This window comes from Roseibium sp. RKSG952 (genome assembly GCF_009711355.1).
The window spans coordinates 61,312-79,809 of record NZ_SMMF01000951.1; the positions used below are offsets into that span (position 1 = coordinate 61,312).

An 18,498-nucleotide genomic window follows, 5' to 3' on the forward strand; every position below is an offset into this window, starting at 1 on the left:
CGGTGAAGTCAGCCCGCTTCAGACCGGAATGGATTGGAGCGACACGCCGGTTCTGGCATTTGCCGGGATCGGCCATCCGGAAAAATTCTTTGCAACCCTTCGCCAACAAGGCGCAAGGCTCTTGCGGGCCGAGGCTCTGGACGACCATCAACCCCTGACCCCTGCCTTGATGACCCGGCTGGAAAACGAGGCGAAGGCCTTAGGCGCTCAGATGGTGACCACGGAAAAAGATGCTGTCCGCCTGCCACCTTCCTTTCGAAGCAAGGTGATTACGCTGCCGGTACGTCTTCAGATCACCGAGACCGAAATGGTCAAGGACATGCTGTTGCACACAGCGCCTTCGCCATGATCAATCGTCTTCGCCCAGTTTAGGGGCCGGTCGGGTCAGGGCCAGTTCCGCTTCTGAGAAGACAAAGGGTGACCGCACACCGGGCACACCATTCAGATCGATCTTCATCCCGCGTGCGACAACCTGCGGGTCCGCCATCACTTCGTCCAACGTGTTGATTGGACCAGCTGGAATTCCGTGGGCTTCGCAAGCAGCCAGCAGGTCAGCCTTGTCTCGCATAACAGTTGCACCGTTGAGACGCGCGATCATGACCCGCCGATTGGCGAGACGATCCTTGTTGCGCAAAAACTCGGGCGCCTCAGCCATATCGTCCAGCCCCAGCACGCGGCACAGGCGCTGATACTGGCGATCATTTCCGGTGGCGATGATGATGTGACCATCGGCACAGTCAAATACCTGATAAGGTGCCAGATTTACGTGGGCATTACCCATTCGCTGCGGTACATCACCGGTTGTCAGATAGTTCAGAGCCTGATTTGCGGTGACAGCGACCGCCACATCCAGCAGCGCCATATCCACGTGTTGACCAAGTCCGGTCTTTTGCCGTTGATGGAGTGCGGCCAAAACGCCCGTTACTGAATATATACCTGTAAACACATCAGTGATCGCGACACCCGCCTTTTGCGGCTGTCCGTCAGGCTCACCCGTCACGGACATAAGCCCCGACATGCCCTGAATGATAAAGTCATATCCGGCACGGTGGGCATAAGGCCCGGTCTGACCAAAGCCGGTGATGGAGCAATAAATCAGACGCGGATTCAGTTCTTTGAGACTGTCATAGTCCAGGCCATATTTTTTTAGACCGCCGACTTTGAAATTCTCGATCAGGATGTCGGCATCCGCGACCAGCGCCAGAACCTTTTCCCGGCCTTCCTCGGTCGTAAAATCCGCGGTGACAGATGCCTTTCCGCGATTGGCTGAATGGTAATACGAGGCCGAAACATCATCATCTCGGGTTACAAAAGGAGGACCCCAGGCGCGGGTATCGTCACCTGCCGGGGATTCCACCTTGATGACCTCGGCCCCAAGATCAGCAAAAGTCTGGCCAGCCCAGGGGCCAGCCAGAATTCGCGCCAGTTCTACGACCTTGAGACCGGCAAGCGGTGCAGTCATCAGCTGCCCAGTTCTTCTTCGATCAGCTTCTTGAAATCGTCGTAGGACTGGTTCTCGACTTTCTTGCCGTTCACGATGAAGGAAGGCGTGGCATTAATCCCGTCACGTTCTGCGTTTTCCTGGTACCAAGCCACCAACGTTTGCGCACGGGTACCATCCTGCAAACAAGCCTCAAGCTGGTCATTGTCGATGCCAGCCCGACGACCGATCTTACGCAGTTCGTCAACGATTTCAGCAGGCCCACCAGCACGGGTCCATTCCGACTGACCTTCATAGATCAGATCAGTAATACCAAAAAACTTCTCGGGTCCTGCACACCGCGCGACCATCGACGCCCACAGGCCGTAACGGTCAAAATAGACTTCGCGGTAGGTGAACTTGACCTTACCGGTATCAATGAAGTCTTTCTTGAGTTGCTTGTAAGCCCCGGCGTGGAAATTCGCACAATGCGGGCAGGTATAGGATGCATACTCGATGATCTCGACAGGCGCGTCTTCGGCACCTTGAACCATTTCAACGATGGTTGACGTGTCCAGATCAGCATCCTGCGCCTGGGCAGCGCCAACCAGCAGGTTCGAAGGTGCGGTGTTGGACGACTGCGTCAGCCAGTAGCCGCCTGCGGCCACGGCTACGGCCGCACAGATTACGGTTGCAATACGGCTCATTCTCAGCCCTTTCTCAGCGTTTCTGCTTGGATAAAACGTTGCGGCCCAGTCGTTCAAGGGCCGCGCGCAAATCACCATCGTGAATATCGCGTGACACTTTGTCTGCCTCGGCGGCAATTTCTGGTGCAATTGTGGGTTTTACCTGTTTCGGCTTGTGATCGAAACTGGCCTGCCCCTCGGCAAATCCTGTCGGAGCGGTCTGCGTAATTTTGACACGGCTGATAGCATTATAGCCATAAACCGCATTCACCTTGTCGCGCAGCTGTTCCTTTTGCATTTCCAACATCGGAGCCTGCGGACCGGTGGTCAGCACGGTCAGTGTCGCGCCAAACCCGCCTTTGCCATATCCCACATTCACGGGTCGCGCGATCGAGGCAGTATCCTGTCCGACAATTTCGGCCCAATGAGTCAGCAATCTTGATACGGCAAAGCCCCGGCTTTCACCGGCACGCCGTATCTTGTCGTTCAGCAAAGTCGCGGTACGTTTGAAACCGCGGGTCGAGGAACGTCTGCGCTGCATCTGGTTTCCAACTCCTGCGCCGCTATTGTAATGGGCATGCAGCCGGGCGCCAGCGAAACCCGACAGGGAGTTAGATAAAACTTGCGTGACACCAATGAACTTGATGTGAGCTCTGCCCTGTTGGAGTGGTACGACTGCCATGCCCGCGAAATGCCATGGCGAATTGGCCCAGCAGATCGAGCGATGGGTGTCCTGCCCGATCCTTATCGGGTGTGGCTATCCGAAGTCATGCTGCAGCAAACAACAGTAGCTGCTGTGCGGGACTATTTCATTCGTTTCACAACCCGTTGGCCGACTGTCGAATCTCTGGCAGCCGCCCCGGATGAACAGGTGATGGGCGAGTGGGCCGGGCTGGGCTACTACGCCCGCGCCCGAAATCTATTGAAGTGCGCGCGTGTCGTCGCCGACGAATACGACGGGAAGTTCCCAAGTACTTATGACGCGTTGCTAAAACTACCCGGAATCGGCCCTTATACCGCTGCCGCAATCTCTGCCATTGCCTTTGACCAACCTGAAACAGTTCTGGATGGGAATGTTGAACGCGTGATGGCGCGTCTCTACGACATCCACGACCCGTTGCCCGGATCAAAGCCATTTCTAAAGGAAAAAGCTGCAGCTTTGACGCCCGAAATTCGGCCCGGTGATTACGCGCAGGCGGTCATGGATCTGGGTGCCACGATCTGCACACCAAAGTCCGCTGCTTGCGGCATCTGCCCGGTGCGAGACCCATGTCAGGCACAGCTTGCAGGGACATACTCAGAGTTGCCGCGCAAATCTCCCAAGAAACCCAAACCCACCCGGTTGGGGCATGTCTATATCGCTCGCCGGGACGATGGCGCCATGTTGATGGAGCGGCGTCCCGACAAAGGTCTTTTGGGAGGTATGCTTGGCTGGCCCGGGTCCGAATGGTCGGAAAACCCGAACGAAACCCCTCCCTATCCGGCAGATTGGAAAGAGTTGCCCGGCGAGGTACGTCACACATTCACCCACTTCCACCTGATACTTCGTATCTGGTCTGCCGATCTGCCTGTAAATGTGGCCCCTGACACATTGGTCATTCTCGACAAGCACGAATTCCGACCCAGCGATCTGCCTACTGTAATGAGAAAGGCCTATGATCTCTGGCGCGGCCAATAGACCGCTGTGCAAATGTACAGACGCCGACTAATCTGCACGTGGAATTCGGAGCACCAAACATGATCGCATCTGACACCATGTCTCGTTGGCAGTCTGCATTGCCTTTCTGGATTTCATATCTTCTGATTCCGCTCCTCTGGTTCTCAGCTTTGGTCGGAGGATGGTGGATTCTGCTGGTTCCGTTGTCGACTTGGTGGGCGTTTGCAGTTCTGGATCGGCTGACAGGCCTCAACCTTGAGAATGCGGATCCTGATACTTCGGAGGACCAGTTAAGCTGGTACATCCTGCTGACCAAGTATTGGGCGCCGGTGCAATTCGTCACGCTTTATGGACTGATCTGGTACACGACGCACACCGACCATCTTTCGACAATCGAGAAGATTGGCCTGTTTTTCGGAATGGGCGTAATTTCAGGAACGATCGGGATCAACTACAGCCATGAGCTGATGCATCAGAAGGGTAAGCTTGAGCGCTGGCTTGGGGATATTTTGCTTGCGATGGTTCTGTATTCTCATTTTCGGTCAGAGCATCTGCTGGTCCACCATCGCTATGTCGGTACACCGCGTGACCCCGTAACGGCGCGCTACAATGAAGGCTTCTACCGTTTCTATCCGCGTGTGCTGCGGCAGAGCCTAGTTTCGGCCTTCAATGCTGAGCGCAATAAACTAGCGCGCAAGGATTTGCCCTGGACCGCTTCCACAAACCCGTTTTGGCGGTACTGGGCGTTGCAGGGTGCGATGCTGTTGCTGGCTGTTTTGATCGGTGGCTGGGCTGGATTGGCCCTGTTTCTGGTACAGGCGGGAACTGCCATCTGGCAACTGGAGCTGGTCAATTATGTTGAACACTACGGCCTGACCCGCAAATATCTGGGTGAGGGGAAATATGAACAAGTCCGCCCGCGCCATTCATGGAATGCGTCGCAAAAAGCGTCGAACTGGCTACTCATCAATCTGCAGCGTCACTCTGATCATCACTTCAAACCAAGTCGCCGCTTCCCGCTGTTGCAGCATCATGCCGAAGAGGCCGCCCCACAACTGCCTTACGGGTATCCTGTTATGACCGTGGCAGCGATGATCCCCCCGCTCTGGCGGCGGGTCATGAATCCGCGCGTTCGCGCCTGGAGACGTCAGTACTATCCCGAAGTGACCAACTGGAAACCTTACAACAAAGCCCAGAATCCGATGCCGCGCACGTAACCCGTACGTCTCAACCGCATCAATACTGCGGCATCAACCGACAGGTTTGTCTGAAATTACATCATCCAGACATTCATGTTGTTTTCGACGCCCCGAACAGATTTGTTGTCGTGTCGGGAAAACCCCGCCATCAACTCCGACCCTGTTGGGCTTTCTCGGGCGACCTGTGTGCTTAAGTCGTCGCTCATCACCACGCGCGCGCCGAATTCACGGGTCATCGCCTCCAGCTTCGCCGCCACGTTCACCGCGTTCCCGATCACGGCAAACTCCAGCCGATTGGCGCCAATGTCACCCAGAACGACCGAGCCATAGTGCAGCCCGATCCCCACGTGGATTTCCGGCTCGCCCGCACGGCGACGTTCAAGGTTCCAGCGATCAATCACCTCTACCATCGATCGGGCACAGGCCAGCGCATTGCTGGCATCCAGGGGCGTCGGTACCGGCGTGCCAAAAGTGGCCATCAATCCGTCGCCGAGATATTTGTCGAGCGTCCCGTGATGGCGGAACACCTCGGTCTCCATCCGCGCATGAAAGCCGCGCAAGACTTCGATCACATCATACGGATCACGACCTGAGGCGAATTTCGTGAAACCCACAATATCGATGAACAGAACTGCTACATTCTCTTTGCGCACCTGCTTAAGCGGCTCGTCATTCTGGCTGAGTTCGTCGACCACGTTGGGCGAGAAGTAGCGCGACAGGTTTGCTCTCTCGCGTTCAAGTCCGGCATTGGTCATCAGCAATCGGTTCAACCGCCGCATCGATACTCCAAGTGTCACGGCAACCATTAGAAAGACAATCACCTGCTGAATGCGCTGGGGTGCCATAAAGCTGTTGGGATCCAGCATCTCTGCCACATCCGGAAACCCAGCCAAGGCTTCGTTGACGCGTTCCGTGATGCCGGGAATTGGCGTGGCCACCCACCACGCGATGATCCAGCCAGCAGTCCACATCATTGCGGTCCAGGATCCGATCGCGATGACCGTACGCCAAGAATAAGCCAACGTTCCCGCCGCCAGAATGATGAAAAAGTACTGGAAATTGTCGAACCTGTACTGCATCGCCAGCGGTCGCACATCATCGCTGAACGGGTTAGGAATGATCATCCCCAGTGTCATGATCAGCAGATCCACGAATATCAGCAGCAATTCCGTTCGCGACTGTCCCACGCGACCAGCCCTACGGATCAGCCAGCCATTTGCGCAAATGAGCAGCAGAATGAAATGATACCAAAGAACATCCCAATACGGGTTAAGATAAATCAGCAAAATGCCAGTCAAACCCATCGCGATCCACCGGGCGCGGACAGCCAGTTCCAGCCCTTCTCGCTTGTGCCGCTCCAACGCGGCTTCGGTGTATTTGTTGTCCAGATCGAAGTTGTCCGGCTGCGTGACAAAGAAACGTTCGAAACGGGATTGGTTTGCGGTGGTATCGGACATACCCAATGCTCCCTCGTTGTACTGCCGGATATGGGGATCGGTGCCCCATCCAAACACCCCATAGATGAAAACAAAAGACCCCGCCGGATACGGCGGGGCAAGGCTTAGTGCCTTGTGTCAGGCCACAGGCACCGGCGGTATGGGTGAATTCAGTTGTGCAGTTCCGCCCGGATCTGCTGACGCAGCACGTCAATCGGAACCGTTTTGCCGTCACGTTTAAAGCACCAGTAGGTCCATCCGTTGCAGGACGGTGCGTTTTCCAGATGCGCGCCGACCTGATGGATCGAGCCTTTGACATTGTCGCCGACCAGCGTTCCGTCTGCACGAACCTTGGCCTTGTGGCGCTGGTTCATGGAATAGAGTTCTTCACCGGGGCGCAGCATGCCGCGTTCAACCAGTTGGCCAAAAGGAACGCGCGGTTCGGCGCGTTTGCTGGCGCTGACTTCCAGCGCTTCGCGGTCGAACTTGCGAACCTTCGAGATGCGCTTTTCGGCGACCTTGCGATAGCTTTCCTCGCGCTCGATCCCGATGAACTCGCGTCCCAGCATCTTGGCAACAGCACCGGTCGTGCCCGTACCAAAGAACGGATCAAGAATCACATCGCCCGGATTGGTCGAGCCAATCAAAACACGGTGCAAAAGCGACTCCGGTTTTTGCGTCGGGTGCGCCTTGTCGCCGTTTTCATCCTTGAGGCGTTCATGCCCGGTGCAGATCGGCAAAACCCAGTCGCTGCGCATCTGTACGCCTTCGTTCAGCGCCTTCAGAGCTTCGTAGTTGAACGTGTACTTGGCACCCTCACGTTTGGAGGCCCAGATCATCGTCTCATGCGCGTTGGTGAACCGTTTGCCACGGAAATTCGGCATCGGGTTCGATTTGCGCCAGACGACATCGTTCAGAATCCAGTACCCAGCATCCTGCAGAGCCGAACCAACGCGGAAAATGTTGTGATACGAGCCAATCACCCAAATCGCGCCGTTCGGCTTGAGCAGACGATGCGCGGCCTTTAGCCATTCGCGAGTGAACTGGTCATAGACACCAAAGCTCGAGAACTGATCCCAGTGATCATCGACCGCGTCGACCTGAGAATTATCGGGACGGTGCAACTGACCTTTAAGCTGCAGGTTATAGGGCGGATCCGCGAAAATCAGGTCAACAGATTCCGCAGGCAGACTGTTCATCACTTCGATGCAGTCCCCGGAAAGAATCATGTTTAAAGGGAGCGCGGTTGCGCCCTTTGTCTTGGTCGTTGTCATATCTCTGCCTCAAGTTCCACGGCGCTTTTGCGCTCATTTGGTTGAGACAAGGATGAGTCAAAGTCGATTCGCCGTCAATTTCTTTTTTGAATCAGCAGCTTACGATTTACTCTTGATACAAGATATTGTGTACCGGTTTGAACGAACGCCTATGATGTGGGGTCACGCCGAGATTTTGCAGTGCTTCTCTGTGTTGTTTTGACGGATAGCCTGCGTTCTTCTCCCATCCATAGCCAGGATGCTGTTGCGCCAAATCCACCATCAGTTGATCGCGCCAGTTTTTAGCTATTATAGAAGCCGCCGCAATCGACACCGAATGCGCATCGCCTTTGACAACCGCCTGCGCCGGGATCGCCAGCCCCCTCGGGATCATGTTTCCATCGATCAGCAAATAGTCCGGCGGCGGGTTCAGGGCAGCAACTGCGCGTTCCATCGCCAGATGCGAGGCACGCAAGATGTTGTGTTCGTCAATCTCGGCAACCGAAGCCTCGGCAATGGCAAACTCGGCCCGGTCACGCACAGCCGCGTCCATTGCAACACGCCGCTTGGCCGTCAGCTTCTTGGAGTCGTTCAGCCCCTCGGGAATATCCTTGGGGTTCAGAATAACCGCCGCTGCAACCACCGGTCCGGCCAGGGGCCCGCGGCCAACCTCATCCACGCCGGCAATTCGCAGGTACCCCTGCGCCACTGCCGCCTGTTCAATTGAATAATCCGGTTTTGTCATACCCATCGAAAACCGCGTTTCGCGCCCCGTCGCAAGACAAAAAGAGAGGGCGGCCTGCACCACCCTCTCCTGCGCGCTGCTTCTTTGGCACCGCTCCTGCTCGAAAGTAATTACTTGTAAACGACGCGGTAACCTTGCTGGCGCAGGCATGCGGGTTCATATGCCCGCTTCACCTTTTTGCCATTCCAGAAACCGACCTTGCACTCTTGCGGCAGGCTATTGGCATGTTTGTAGTGTTTCTTGAGGCATTTCGGGGCCAAAAGCGGCTGATTGTTTGAATAGGCGTTATAGGTGCGCAGGCACTGTTGCGGCAGGTCGTACCGCGCAACGTGTTGTGGCAAAGGGCGCACCGGGTAGCTGGGCTGAGCCACGTAGGGCTGAGGCGTATAAGTCTGATGGCGCGTCGTCCGTTGCTTGCGCTTTTCCTGATTATAGTAGTGGACCCCTGCCCCGATGATCGCAATCGCGGCCAGACCGCCCAGGATATCATGAGCGTCAGCAGCCCGAGCCTTTGATGCCGAAACACCAGTGATTGTGACAGCTGTTGCAACGATCAGAGCGATGAATTTCTTGTGCATGATGCGCGTCCTTTCGGATGATGGGGCGAACCGGAGATTGGCCGCGAATTCGATGGGTCAACTCTGGTCCTGCCCCCATCAGACAAGCAATAACGACGGCTTGTTATCGAATATCAGTGCCGCAAAACCCTTTGAGTTATTGAATATCACGCAAACACATGCGCAGGATGCGGCCTATGAAACAGATCGTCTCTTCTCTGACTATCGCGACCCTGATATCGCTTGGAGCCACCGTTGCGGCGGCGGAATGTTATGCCGATTACAAGGCCAAGCAAGATAACCCTCTGCGCCTTCACTACGGCGTCATGCAGGTTTCGGCCTGCGACAAAGGACAGGCCCAGCAGGAGGTCGCCCAACGACTGAAAGCTTCGGGTTGGACCTTGCTGAATGTTCTGACCGTATTCGGATCGGAAGGATTGGATCAGAGGAAGGCCAATGCCGGAAAATTCTATCTCCGTTTCTGAGGCCCGGCGTTCAGGGGTAAGGCTTGTCGGCGCGGGTATCGCGGCGATCGTTTTGATCCTCGTCACAGCCGCCGTTTTTCTGTTCTGGACCTTGCCGGATGCGAATGCATTTAACGCCCGGGTTGAGAGACTGTTCATAGAAAGCGATCTGACGTCGCAGGCTGAAATCCGATTGCTGGAAATACTGGCGCAGTCAGGCACTGCCTTTGCCGATACGTTGTCCAGCTATCGCATGGTGATTTTTGTTCTGCTGGTCTTCGCCACAGCAATGCTGATCAGTGCATTGGTGTTTCTTGTCATGCTTGTCATGCTGAACCGGCGCATGGCTCAGATAGAACGGACAGGGATTCAGGTGACCTCTCTGCTGATCAGCCGCGAAGAAAACACTGTTTATCTGAACAACATGGATTTCAAGCTGACACCGGCCGCGATGGAGACCCTGTCTGTACTGGCGGAATCCCGACTGGATGATGAAGTTCTGTCCGGTGCTCAGATCGAGGCGATGATTTCCGGCAGGGATGCAGCCGATTGTGATGAAGCCGCCGGCGCCACAAGGATCAAGAGACTGCGTGACGCGTTGGGCAATCAAATGGTCAGCGAGTTGCTGGTCAAGAACATCGCCAAACGCGGATACATGTTGTCTATCGAAAAGGATGTCATCCAGATGGTGTGATGCTGACCAATCGGTTGGCGGCCATTGTCGGTCTCATTTGGTAAATTCTGCGTCGACCCTCTTGGAAATATCAACCTCAGGGCCCATCCTATAGAGGCCCGGGCACAGGAGGTTACTGATGAACGTCCACGCCACCCCAAAGATCAAAGGCTATGGGATATCCGTTGAACGGTTGAATGGTCGGATCGCCATTTATCGTGATGATACCCTGCTGGCTGAAAGCCACGATGCCAAAGTCATGTATGAAACCCGTCTGCCGCCTGCGATCTACGTCCCGCGCAAAGACGTTTGCGTCGATCTGAGTGACGAAACAGAGTTGCAGACATTCTGCCCGTTCAAAGGGACTGCCAGCTACCACGACATCCTGTTGCCGGGTGAACAGCTTGCAAACTCGGTTTGGGCATATGAAGACGCCTTGCCCGAAAGCAAGGCTATTCAAGGTCATATCGGCTTTATGCCCGCAGCATATACAAACGTAGATCTCGGCGAAAACCAGTTGCGAGAACCCGATGATGGCAACATCAGTGGCCCGCTTATAGATTGGTTAATGCGGGGCGCTTCGGTCGTTGATACTCCGGAAGCCTTCACCAAAGCGCTTGCTGAAAAGATGCTGGATCATGGGATCGCGATTCAGCGACTCAGCATTCTGGCATGGTCCCTACATCCCCTGATCGCGGGTAAACACTACATCTGGGAAAAGGGTGAGGACGAGATTTCTACCTTCGCTCCCACGTACGAGATTTATGACCACCCCGCTTTCACTAACAGTCCCCTGCGCCATGTGTCAAACGGGCTTGGCGGGGTACGGCAGCGCCTGAACAGCGACAATCCGCATAACAGCTTTCCAATCATGGAAGATTTACGCGCCAAAGGTGCCACGGACTATGTGGCGATGCCGCTGCCCTTTTCCGATGGCCGTACGAACGTGCTGACACTTACCTGCGATCACCCCGATGGGTTCACAACCGAAAACCTGGGCCTTGTCTTCGAGTGTTCGTCCGTTATCGCGCGATACTATGAAGTATTCATGCAACGCGAAAATGCACAGGCGTTGCTTGAAACCTATGTTGGCAAGCGAACCGGCGCACGTGTGCTGGGGGGTGATATTCGCCGCGGCGACGGTGACGACATAGACGCGGCTATTATGTTCTGTGACCTGCGCAATTCAACCAGTCTTGAAGAGCAATTGGGACGCAGCGCGTATATTACACTGCTCAATGAGTTCTTCGAGACAGTCTCGGGCATAATTCACGAAAATGGTGGTGAAGTTCTGAAATTCATTGGCGACGCTGTCCTGGCTGTCTTCCCTGCCGGCGACGATGCCGCAACGGCCAGAACAAACGCCCAGCGCACCGCAATCGAGATTGTCGAACGATTGGCGGAACTTCGAACCTCGGATAATGATCATCACTGCGATTGTTCTATCGGAGTTGCTTTCGGGCGCGTCACATATGGGAATGTCGGTTCGCGCGAGCGACTGGACTTCACCGTGATCGGACAGGCCGCAAATATTGCGGCTCGGTTGGGGGAATTCGGCAAATCGGTCAATCACAGAATCGTCGTGTCTGAAGATATCGAGCCCGCTTGCAAACATGCGGTTCCACTTGGTGATGTCAAACTTCACAACGTTTCCCGACCCGTCACATCTTATGCCCTTCGCACGTCAGCTGATGCGGTTTTAGATGCATGAATTTATCGACGCTGTTCACATTCACAGGTCTGCTAAATCCAACTCAAATTCACGCACCCAACAAAATCAGCGCAGTTTGACCCGGTGAAATCGTATTCTGGAGTTGTGCAATCTGACTGCGGGCAAGAAAGGTGTCTGTCAGTTTTCGGACTGCATCCGGATCAGAGAATTGTGATAATTCAGCAGATCCTGTCAGATCGGAAAGTTTGTCCCTAAACACGCCAAGTTGTTTGTCGATATCCAGTTGAGAGAACGCAGCTGGCAAACCCAGAGCGGTCTCCATCATTTTGCGCAACGGCGGCAGACCCATCAAATCGTACCACTTTCTGGTCTCGCTGCCGCCTTGTAATGCCAGATCTGACAACTTGTGCTGAGCATAAAGCGCCATCCGCATCGTCTCATCAGTTTCACCGACCGAAATCTCAAACTGTGATATCAGATTGTTTTGGGCGACCTCTTCCATATTTGTGATCAGACCAGTCTTGCGGACATCCCCGGGGCCCAACCCAAAGGCATCAGCAAATTCGCGGTACCGTTTGTCAGACAGCCTGTTCGCCAAAGCATCATCGGACCGCGTTCCATCCGACAGGATTTTTTGGACAAAGTAACGATTGTTGATATCACCTTCCAACCCAAACGCACCCAATGCCACCTGCAACAATCTCCGATCCGAGACGAGCTCCTCAGCCGACTTCACATTGCTGATGTTCTCAAGGAAGTACTTGGTTTCCCTGTCATTAACCGGCGAGGCGGAGAAAGTTTGCAGTTGAGTATCATAAGTTCGGTGCAGAAATCGCCAGCCTGCCACTCCCCCCGCAGGTACCACCGGTTGAAAAGTCATTGGTGGTACGCCATCAGTCGCTCTTCACGTGGCAGTAACGAGCGGAGTGATTTCAGGCATTTGTAGTATTGTTCTGCGACCAGCGCCTCGGTCGCTTCGCCCAACACGCGACGACTGTCGGCATCCGTGAATACCTGGCTCAATTCCTCGACCCGCCGCAGCAATTGCTGGCGTGCATCGCCAGCCGCCATATCTCCGGAAAGAACCAGTTGTGCGGCATAGCAAACCCGTCGCACCGGCGTGTTCACCTCGTCCGGATGAATGGCATCGCGCAGTCGTAGAACGTTTGCCTGCGGCGTCATTATTGAAAAGCGACTGCGGCGATCTCCGTTTTCTATAACCACGCCGTTGATCAACACCCTTTCTTTGGGTGCAAGTTTCAGAACAAGCCCGCTCATCCCGTGGCCCTCATCTGACGCAGCCCGCGCAACACGGCCATGTTGATTTCCAGCAACGGTTCAACTGCTGCATTGTTTCCCAGAACCTGACTGCTGTGTTGTTCGGTGAACTCCGCGAGATAGAAAATCCGTGCCCTCAGATCATGAGGCAACGCGTTGTCATCATCCGAAACTCCCGTCGCCAGCAGAGTCCATAGACGCCGATTTTCGTGCAGTGCCTGCACGAATGCACCAAAATCTGTAGCCTTGCGTGCTGCTGCCGCCTTGAGGCGATGAGTGATTTTGGAAATCGCCTCATATTCCGTATCGCGAGGTGTTCGTGTTGGAGCGGCTGTTTGCGCGTAAGCGCGTTGTGCAAGCGTTTGAGGGGTCACTGGAGATCCTTCCAATTGGCGTTCGTTGGGCTAATCAGGAATGGGGCGCAGACTTGCGCCCCATTCTGTGTTCAGGATTAGCGGAACAGTGACAGGATCGATTGCGGCGCCTGATTAGCAATCGAAAGCGACTGCGTTGCCAATTGCTGCTGAACCTGCAGTGCCTGCAAACGTGCCGACGTCTCTTCCATATCGGCATCGACCAATGCGCCGATCCCCGATTTGAAGGAGTCAGACAGGTTCGAGATGAACTCTTTCTGAGTTTCGATCCGCCCCTGTGCCGAACCGAATGCTGCCGAAGCGTCAATCGAAGTATCGATCAAAGTTTCAACAGTGGCCAAAGCAGCTGTCGCTCCGGCGCCGGTCGACACATCAATACCCGCCATCGCACCAAGGCCACCGGATCCAGCATTCACAAACTGGGCCGAGAACGAGATGTCCGCACCGGTGTTATTTGCGATCGCCAACGTACCTGCCGTGCCGGAGTCATATTCGACGGTCAGCCCGGTGATGCCCATCTCTTCGATCTTGGCCTTTAGCCCGACCGCTACAATATCACCAGTTGTCGTAGCGGCAGCATCCGCCGCAGTAACCGTGTATGAGACAACACGGTCATCGATAGCCACAACCACTTTGTCACCAGCTGCAAAGGCACCGCTGGATTCGTCAGTTACTAATGCGGTTGCCGAGGTCGCGGTGTTTGCGATCGTTGCACCAACCCGATCATTACCAGTGGAGGACCCTGTCGACCCGTCAAATACCTGCTTGGTGACATAACCACCGGTGGACAGGTTCTGGCCCGCAACGTTGATGGACGATGCGGTCACGTTGCCGGTGTTGTCACGGTCCAGAGAAGCCAAGATTGAGGCGGAACCAGCCGAACCGTCTACCAAGTTCAAACCGTTGAATTGTGCCGCGCCAACAACCGAAGCGATCTGATCCTTCAGCGCTGTAACGTCCGCGTTGATCTTGTCACGATCTACGTTGTCTTCCTGCGCCGCTACGATCTTGCTTTTCATCTGGGTCAGCAGATCAGTAACGGTCTCAGAAGCGTTTCGCGCAACCGCCACAGTCGATTCACCTAATGCCAGACTGTCTTTGATGGCATTGAAACCTTTTACGTCGGATTCCATCACCTTCGAGATCGCCCAAACAGCCGAATTGTCCTTGGCTGTCGCAACATCTTTACCCGTCGAGATCGCGTTCTGAGTTGTCGCCAGGTTCTTGTTGACCGACTTGAGCGTCTGCAGCGCGACCATTGCGCCATTGTTTGTCAGAATGCTGGACATTTTCTTTCATCCTTTTTCATTCGGGCATTCGTCGCCCATTTGCGCCTGCGGAAACCCGCAGGCATTTTGTCGTTCTGACCTGTGCGATGTACCATCCGGTGTTCGCGCCACCTGCTGTTTCAGGTGCGGGACCACTTTTGAGCGCGATCCACTAACGGAATGCTAAGACCCGCTGCCCGTAAATCTTGCATTTGATTCAAACCATCGATCATGCCCGTTTTTCCAGCTTGGCATGACTGCGCACGGCGAAACCGCTGCGCTGCCCGGATGAGTCATATGTGCTGAATTCCTGACGCACCCGGCGCAGCTCTGCCATACGGGTGGCTACCGCGCGAATTCCGTCCGCTGCGCTATTCAACAAGGTCTGATTCCGCTCGATTTTTTTTTGGACCCGAATCAAATCAGCACTGTCGAACACCTGCACGTCATTGAGTGCTCCGATCAGCTTTTCCTTCTCGGGAAACATATGATCTAGACTATCCAGCTCTCCATCAACAAGAGCTGCGCGCTCAAGATCCAAAACTTCTTCAAGAGCTTTGATCGGGTCCGATTCAGGGTTTCTTTGCATCCGCTTTCTCCATCATGGCGTTGAACAGGATTTCAGAAAAACCAACCCCACCCGATCGCGCCAATTGCTGCGCCTGGTGCTGTACAAGAAACGAGGTGAACTGATCCTCACCCGCTCCTCCTCCAAAGAGCTGGCGTGATTTTCCCATCCCTGCAGACTTGAGCATCTCTGCCAGAAAGGTCGCTTCCAACTCCGTCGCTGCGGACTTTAACCTTTCCGTAACCGGTCGGACTGGCTCTGAGGATGGGGTGTGCACGATTTCCATCATTATCTCCGAAATTTGCTTCGAACTTTCACGATCAAAGAGGAAAGCGGTTAAAATAAACGTAACCTCCTGCGGGCAAGTTTCCGGACAAACAAACGGAGCCGGAGCAAAATGCCCAACCCTCTGACATTAATGACCGCATCGGTACAGCCGAATGCCAATCCCGATAAAAGTCAGCCGGAGCAACGTGAAACCAATGGCGGGTTGATATTTCAGGACATCGTTGACGAGAACGCAAATCAAGACGATGTCGATGATGACGCCGCTGTCTTCTCTGAACGGGAAACTGATGGCGATATAGTCGGTGATGAAATTCGTACAGACGCCGACCCTGAGCCCGAAATTGTGGTTCACACCATAACTAGCCCTTCTACCAAAGCGGAGTTGGCAACAGAGCTGCCCGACAAGGACAAAGCATCTCAGCCTGGCTTCCATGAGACTGAGGTGCAGCAATCTCGAAATCCAATTCCAGCCGGGAACATGCTGCCGGATCAGAAGTCAGCCAAACCCATCGATCCGGCCAGAATCCAGACAAACTCTGAGTTAAGGGTCTCTTCTGTTTCATTCGAAAGGCACAGCAAAGCCAGTCAGCCAAATCTGTCCTCTTCAGATCAAACACGTCTCATTACAGAGCAGGCGGTTATCACACGAGCAGTCAGCGTGATCGACTCCAGCTCATCAATCAATGAAAACAAGATGGATCTAGTGCCGGAACACTGGAGCAAACGCGCATCTTTGAGTGATACCCCACAGCGGGTTCAAATTCACAATTCAGCTCCGCAGATGCTATCAGCTCCTGCGCATATGCAATTGCTGGCGAAAACCAGTGAGTACCGAACTGACGAGCCCTTTGTGCTGCAAGAAGTGGGAGAAATTCCGTCCTCAAAGGAAGCAGTTCAAACTCAGAATCCAAGAGACAGCGGAACAATCGCGAATTCAGCACCGCCTACAGCGCGTGCCGAAATCGCGCGCGCCATCGCGGGGCAAATGGCAACGATGGTAACGGCACGACCGGGAGCGGGCAGTATTGAAATCGCCCTAAGCCCTGAGGAACTGGGCCGTGTCTCTATTGTTCTGAACGGTCGTGAAGATGGACTGCAACTGGTGATCGCTGCCGAACGGCCCGAAACACTGGATCTGATGCGTAGGCATATTTCGCTGTTATCAGCTGAATTCCAAAAACTGGGATACGCTAACTTGTCATTCGATCTGGATACGCCTTCGGACGCACATCATGACAATCAGGCAGATAATTCCGAAGCAACACCAGATGTGGCTGAGCCTGATAGCGAATTTCAACACACGGCTACCATTCAAAAAACGATCCCGGATCGGGGTCTGGATATGAGGCTTTAGACGATGATCTCGGCAACCAATTCAGCGGCTCAGCCTGCTTCGCAGCAACAAACCACACAGCAATCGAAAAGCTCGGGCCTGACCTCAGATTTTGAGACTTTTCTGCTGATGCTGACAACGCAGGCTCGGAATCAAGACCCGCTCAAGCCCCTTGATTCTTCGGAATACGCCTCGCAGCTGGCGCAGTTTTCCATGGTTGAACAACAGGTTCAGACCAATGATATGCTCGCCACTCTTACTCAGGCTATGGGTAGCGTAAAGTTGGAAGAGTTGTCCAACTGGGTCGGCATGGATGTTCGCTCAGCTTCGGCCTTTCAATTCGACAACACCCCTGTCGAGATCTTTGCAAATCCCGAGGACACTGCTGATAAGGCCGTTCTTGTTATCAAGGATGCCGAAGGCACAGTCATTGACCGCATCTCCGTATCGGCAACTGAAAAAGAGTTTACCTGGGCGGGCATGGATGAATCGGGAAATCCGCTGCCGTCTGGCAACTACTCGGCCTCTCTCGAAAGCTACAAAGACGGAAAGCTGCTGTCTGACAAACCTGCGTCGGTCTACAGCCGCGTTGTAGAAGCCCAGGTAAGTGAAGGCACCATCATACTAAAACTAGAAGGCGGCACCGTGATTTCCGCAAGAGATGTGACCGCAGTTAGGGCAGGCGCTTGATCTGACAGGTGGGACAGGTCAAGTCTTGGCGAATTGCGATTCGCCTCAAGCCACTGGTAAAAAGCCCTGCCTGATCTTTCCTCACCTCCAACTGGTCTTATCGCGCAACTCTTTGACGAGGGTTTTGTCAGTGCCAACGCCAGTTTTGAAACGCTGTATGGAGGGCGCACCAATCGGGTATGGAAGGTTGTGGGTGGCGACGGTGACAAGGTTCTGAAGCTCTACAACTCTGAGCTACGAAACCCTCTTTTCCGGAACGATGCAGAGCTTGAGGCCCAATGTCTACACGTCCTTGATTCAACCGGTTTCGTGCCCCGCTTGCGGGCGGCCGGGATCTTTGGACCGGATCGCTGGGTGTTTTATGATCACGCCCCCGGGACGCCATGGAACAGGCAAGCTGAAAATGTCGGGAAACTGCTCAAAAACCTGCATTCACTTCGGGTAGATATAGATGCGCCTCAAGGGTGCAATGGTAGTGAGGACCTTGCTGATCATGGCGAGCGTATCCTGGCTGGTTGTCAATCCAAGCGCGTTGCGCAGTTACGGCAATTGCGCCCGCGAAAACACGTAAAACCTCTGACGCAAAGACAGCTGATCCACGGAGATCCGGTGGCTGGGAACATCCTTGTCTCGCCGACCGGGCTCACTCTGATTGACTGGCAATGCCCGGCTTTGGGTGATCCTTGCGAAGATCTGGCAATGTTTCTCTCACCGGCTATGCAGCTGCTTTATCGTGGGCAGCCGCTGTCCGCGTCGGAGACTGCAGAATTTTTATCTGGCTATAACCAGTCAGATGTTGCTGCCCGATATGAGGCCCTGCGCCCCTGGTACGCATGGCGTATGGCTGCGTACTGCCTCTGGCGCGTGGAGACAGGTGCTGTGGACTATAACGCAGGGTATGAACTGGAAATCGCAGCCCTTTTTTAGGCACCAGACA

22 protein-coding genes are annotated in these 18,498 nt (G+C 54.5%); 9 read left to right on the forward strand and 13 right to left on the reverse strand.

What is annotated here, in order from left to right:
• The coding region (locus E1297_RS33695; RefSeq protein WP_196223466.1) for a tetraacyldisaccharide 4'-kinase at positions 1-349 on the forward strand (349 nt) is incomplete at its 5' end.
• On the opposite strand, the gene E1297_RS33700 is transcribed toward E1297_RS33695, so the two are convergent.
• The 3 genes from E1297_RS33700 to E1297_RS33710 are packed head-to-tail and all read right to left on the reverse strand — an operon-like array spanning position 350 to position 2,647.
• Entirely contained in the window at positions 350-1,462 is a 1,113-nt protein-coding gene (locus E1297_RS33700) for a CaiB/BaiF CoA-transferase family protein (protein WP_155145847.1), read from the reverse strand.
• Positions 1,462-2,127 carry a DsbA family protein gene (locus tag E1297_RS33705; RefSeq protein ID WP_155145849.1) on the reverse strand — a complete coding sequence of 222 codons (666 nt, stop codon included), beginning with the start codon at positions 2,125-2,127 and terminating at the stop codon, positions 1,462-1,464. The genes E1297_RS33700 and E1297_RS33705 overlap by 1 nt, the downstream gene beginning before the upstream one ends.
• A 13-nt stretch (positions 2,128-2,140) precedes the next feature.
• The gene (locus E1297_RS33710) at positions 2,141-2,647 is read right to left on the reverse strand and encodes a DUF721 domain-containing protein (protein ID WP_155145851.1); all 507 of its coding nucleotides are present in this window, start codon (positions 2,645-2,647) and stop codon (positions 2,141-2,143) included.
• 81 nt (positions 2,648-2,728) lie between these two features.
• On the opposite strand from E1297_RS33710, the gene mutY reads away from it, so the two are divergent.
• Together mutY and E1297_RS33720 are read left to right on the forward strand one after the other, a co-directional pair.
• Positions 2,729-3,784: an A/G-specific adenine glycosylase gene (mutY, locus tag E1297_RS33715; RefSeq protein WP_155145854.1), complete on the forward strand. Its 1,056-nt coding sequence runs from the start codon at positions 2,729-2,731 to the stop codon at positions 3,782-3,784.
• A gap of 59 nt (positions 3,785-3,843) precedes the next feature.
• The gene (locus E1297_RS33720; protein WP_155145855.1) at positions 3,844-4,980 is read left to right on the forward strand and encodes an alkane 1-monooxygenase; all 1,137 of its coding nucleotides are present in this window, start codon (positions 3,844-3,846) and stop codon (positions 4,978-4,980) included.
• Positions 4,981-5,036: 56 nt separating this feature from the next.
• Here E1297_RS33720 and E1297_RS33725 read toward each other — a convergent pair whose 3' ends face one another.
• From E1297_RS33725 to E1297_RS33740, 4 genes are all read right to left on the reverse strand, one after another.
• Positions 5,037-6,419, reverse strand: coding sequence for an adenylate/guanylate cyclase domain-containing protein (locus E1297_RS33725; RefSeq protein WP_155145857.1), 1,383 nt, complete (start codon positions 6,417-6,419; stop codon positions 5,037-5,039).
• A gap of 149 nt (positions 6,420-6,568) precedes the next feature.
• Positions 6,569-7,672, reverse strand: coding sequence for a site-specific DNA-methyltransferase (locus E1297_RS33730; protein ID WP_155145859.1), 1,104 nt, complete (start codon positions 7,670-7,672; stop codon positions 6,569-6,571).
• A 106-nt stretch (positions 7,673-7,778) separates the two neighbouring features.
• Positions 7,779-8,546, reverse strand: a complete 768-nt coding sequence (locus E1297_RS33735; RefSeq protein WP_155145861.1) for a ribonuclease HII — start codon at positions 8,544-8,546, stop codon at positions 7,779-7,781.
• On the reverse strand, positions 8,507-8,974 hold the full coding sequence (locus tag E1297_RS33740) for a hypothetical protein (protein WP_155145863.1): 468 nt from the start codon (positions 8,972-8,974) through the stop codon (positions 8,507-8,509). The genes E1297_RS33735 and E1297_RS33740 overlap by 40 nt, the downstream gene beginning before the upstream one ends.
• 176 nt (positions 8,975-9,150) lie before the next feature.
• On the opposite strand from E1297_RS33740, the gene E1297_RS33745 reads away from it, so the two are divergent.
• The 3 genes from E1297_RS33745 to E1297_RS33755 all read left to right on the forward strand — a co-directional run bounded on the left by E1297_RS33745 (position 9,151) and on the right by E1297_RS33755 (position 11,801).
• Complete coding sequence (locus E1297_RS33745; RefSeq protein ID WP_155145865.1) at positions 9,151-9,438, forward strand: hypothetical protein; 288 nt, start codon at positions 9,151-9,153, stop codon at positions 9,436-9,438.
• A complete protein-coding gene (locus E1297_RS33750) occupies positions 9,410-10,111 on the forward strand; it encodes a helix-turn-helix domain-containing protein (protein WP_155145867.1) in 702 nt (233 codons plus the stop codon). The genes E1297_RS33745 and E1297_RS33750 overlap by 29 nt, the downstream gene beginning before the upstream one ends.
• A 118-nt stretch (positions 10,112-10,229) precedes the next feature.
• Positions 10,230-11,801, forward strand: coding sequence for a DUF427 domain-containing protein (locus E1297_RS33755; protein ID WP_155145869.1), 1,572 nt, complete (start codon positions 10,230-10,232; stop codon positions 11,799-11,801).
• Positions 11,802-11,850: 49 nt separating this feature from the next.
• Here the strand turns inward: E1297_RS33755 and E1297_RS33760 are convergent, their stop codons facing one another.
• The 6 genes from E1297_RS33760 to E1297_RS33785 all read right to left on the reverse strand — a co-directional run bounded on the left by E1297_RS33760 (position 11,851) and on the right by E1297_RS33785 (position 15,536).
• Entirely contained in the window at positions 11,851-12,642 is a 792-nt protein-coding gene (locus E1297_RS33760) for a DUF1217 domain-containing protein (protein WP_155145871.1), read from the reverse strand.
• The gene (flbT, locus tag E1297_RS33765; RefSeq protein ID WP_155145873.1) at positions 12,639-13,040 is read right to left on the reverse strand and encodes a flagellar biosynthesis repressor FlbT; all 402 of its coding nucleotides are present in this window, start codon (positions 13,038-13,040) and stop codon (positions 12,639-12,641) included. Before flbT ends, E1297_RS33760 begins: the two co-directional genes overlap by 4 nt.
• Positions 13,037-13,414, reverse strand: coding sequence for a flagellar biosynthesis regulator FlaF (gene flaF, locus E1297_RS33770; RefSeq protein WP_209016164.1), 378 nt, complete (start codon positions 13,412-13,414; stop codon positions 13,037-13,039). The genes flbT and flaF overlap by 4 nt, the downstream gene beginning before the upstream one ends.
• A gap of 77 nt (positions 13,415-13,491) precedes the next feature.
• Positions 13,492-14,703, reverse strand: a complete 1,212-nt coding sequence (locus tag E1297_RS33775) for a flagellin (RefSeq protein WP_155145877.1) — start codon at positions 14,701-14,703, stop codon at positions 13,492-13,494.
• A 208-nt stretch (positions 14,704-14,911) separates the two neighbouring features.
• Positions 14,912-15,271 (reverse strand): flagellar biosynthesis protein FlgN, encoded by a 360-nt coding sequence (locus tag E1297_RS33780; protein ID WP_155145879.1) that lies wholly within the window; start codon positions 15,269-15,271, stop codon positions 14,912-14,914.
• Positions 15,255-15,536, reverse strand: coding sequence for a rod-binding protein (locus E1297_RS33785; RefSeq protein WP_155146007.1), 282 nt, complete (start codon positions 15,534-15,536; stop codon positions 15,255-15,257). Before E1297_RS33785 ends, E1297_RS33780 begins: the two co-directional genes overlap by 17 nt.
• A 111-nt stretch (positions 15,537-15,647) precedes the next feature.
• Here E1297_RS33785 and E1297_RS33790 point away from each other — a divergent pair, with 111 nt between their 5' ends.
• From E1297_RS33790 to E1297_RS33800, 3 genes are all read left to right on the forward strand, one after another.
• Complete coding sequence (locus E1297_RS33790; protein ID WP_155145881.1) at positions 15,648-16,892, forward strand: flagellar hook-length control protein FliK; 1,245 nt, start codon at positions 15,648-15,650, stop codon at positions 16,890-16,892.
• A gap of 3 nt (positions 16,893-16,895) precedes the next feature.
• The gene (locus E1297_RS33795) at positions 16,896-17,561 is read left to right on the forward strand and encodes a flagellar hook capping FlgD N-terminal domain-containing protein (RefSeq protein WP_155145883.1); all 666 of its coding nucleotides are present in this window, start codon (positions 16,896-16,898) and stop codon (positions 17,559-17,561) included.
• Between the two features lie 153 nt (positions 17,562-17,714).
• Entirely contained in the window at positions 17,715-18,488 is a 774-nt protein-coding gene (locus tag E1297_RS33800; protein WP_155145885.1) for an aminoglycoside phosphotransferase family protein, read from the forward strand.
• Positions 18,489-18,498: the final 10 nt, after the last annotated feature.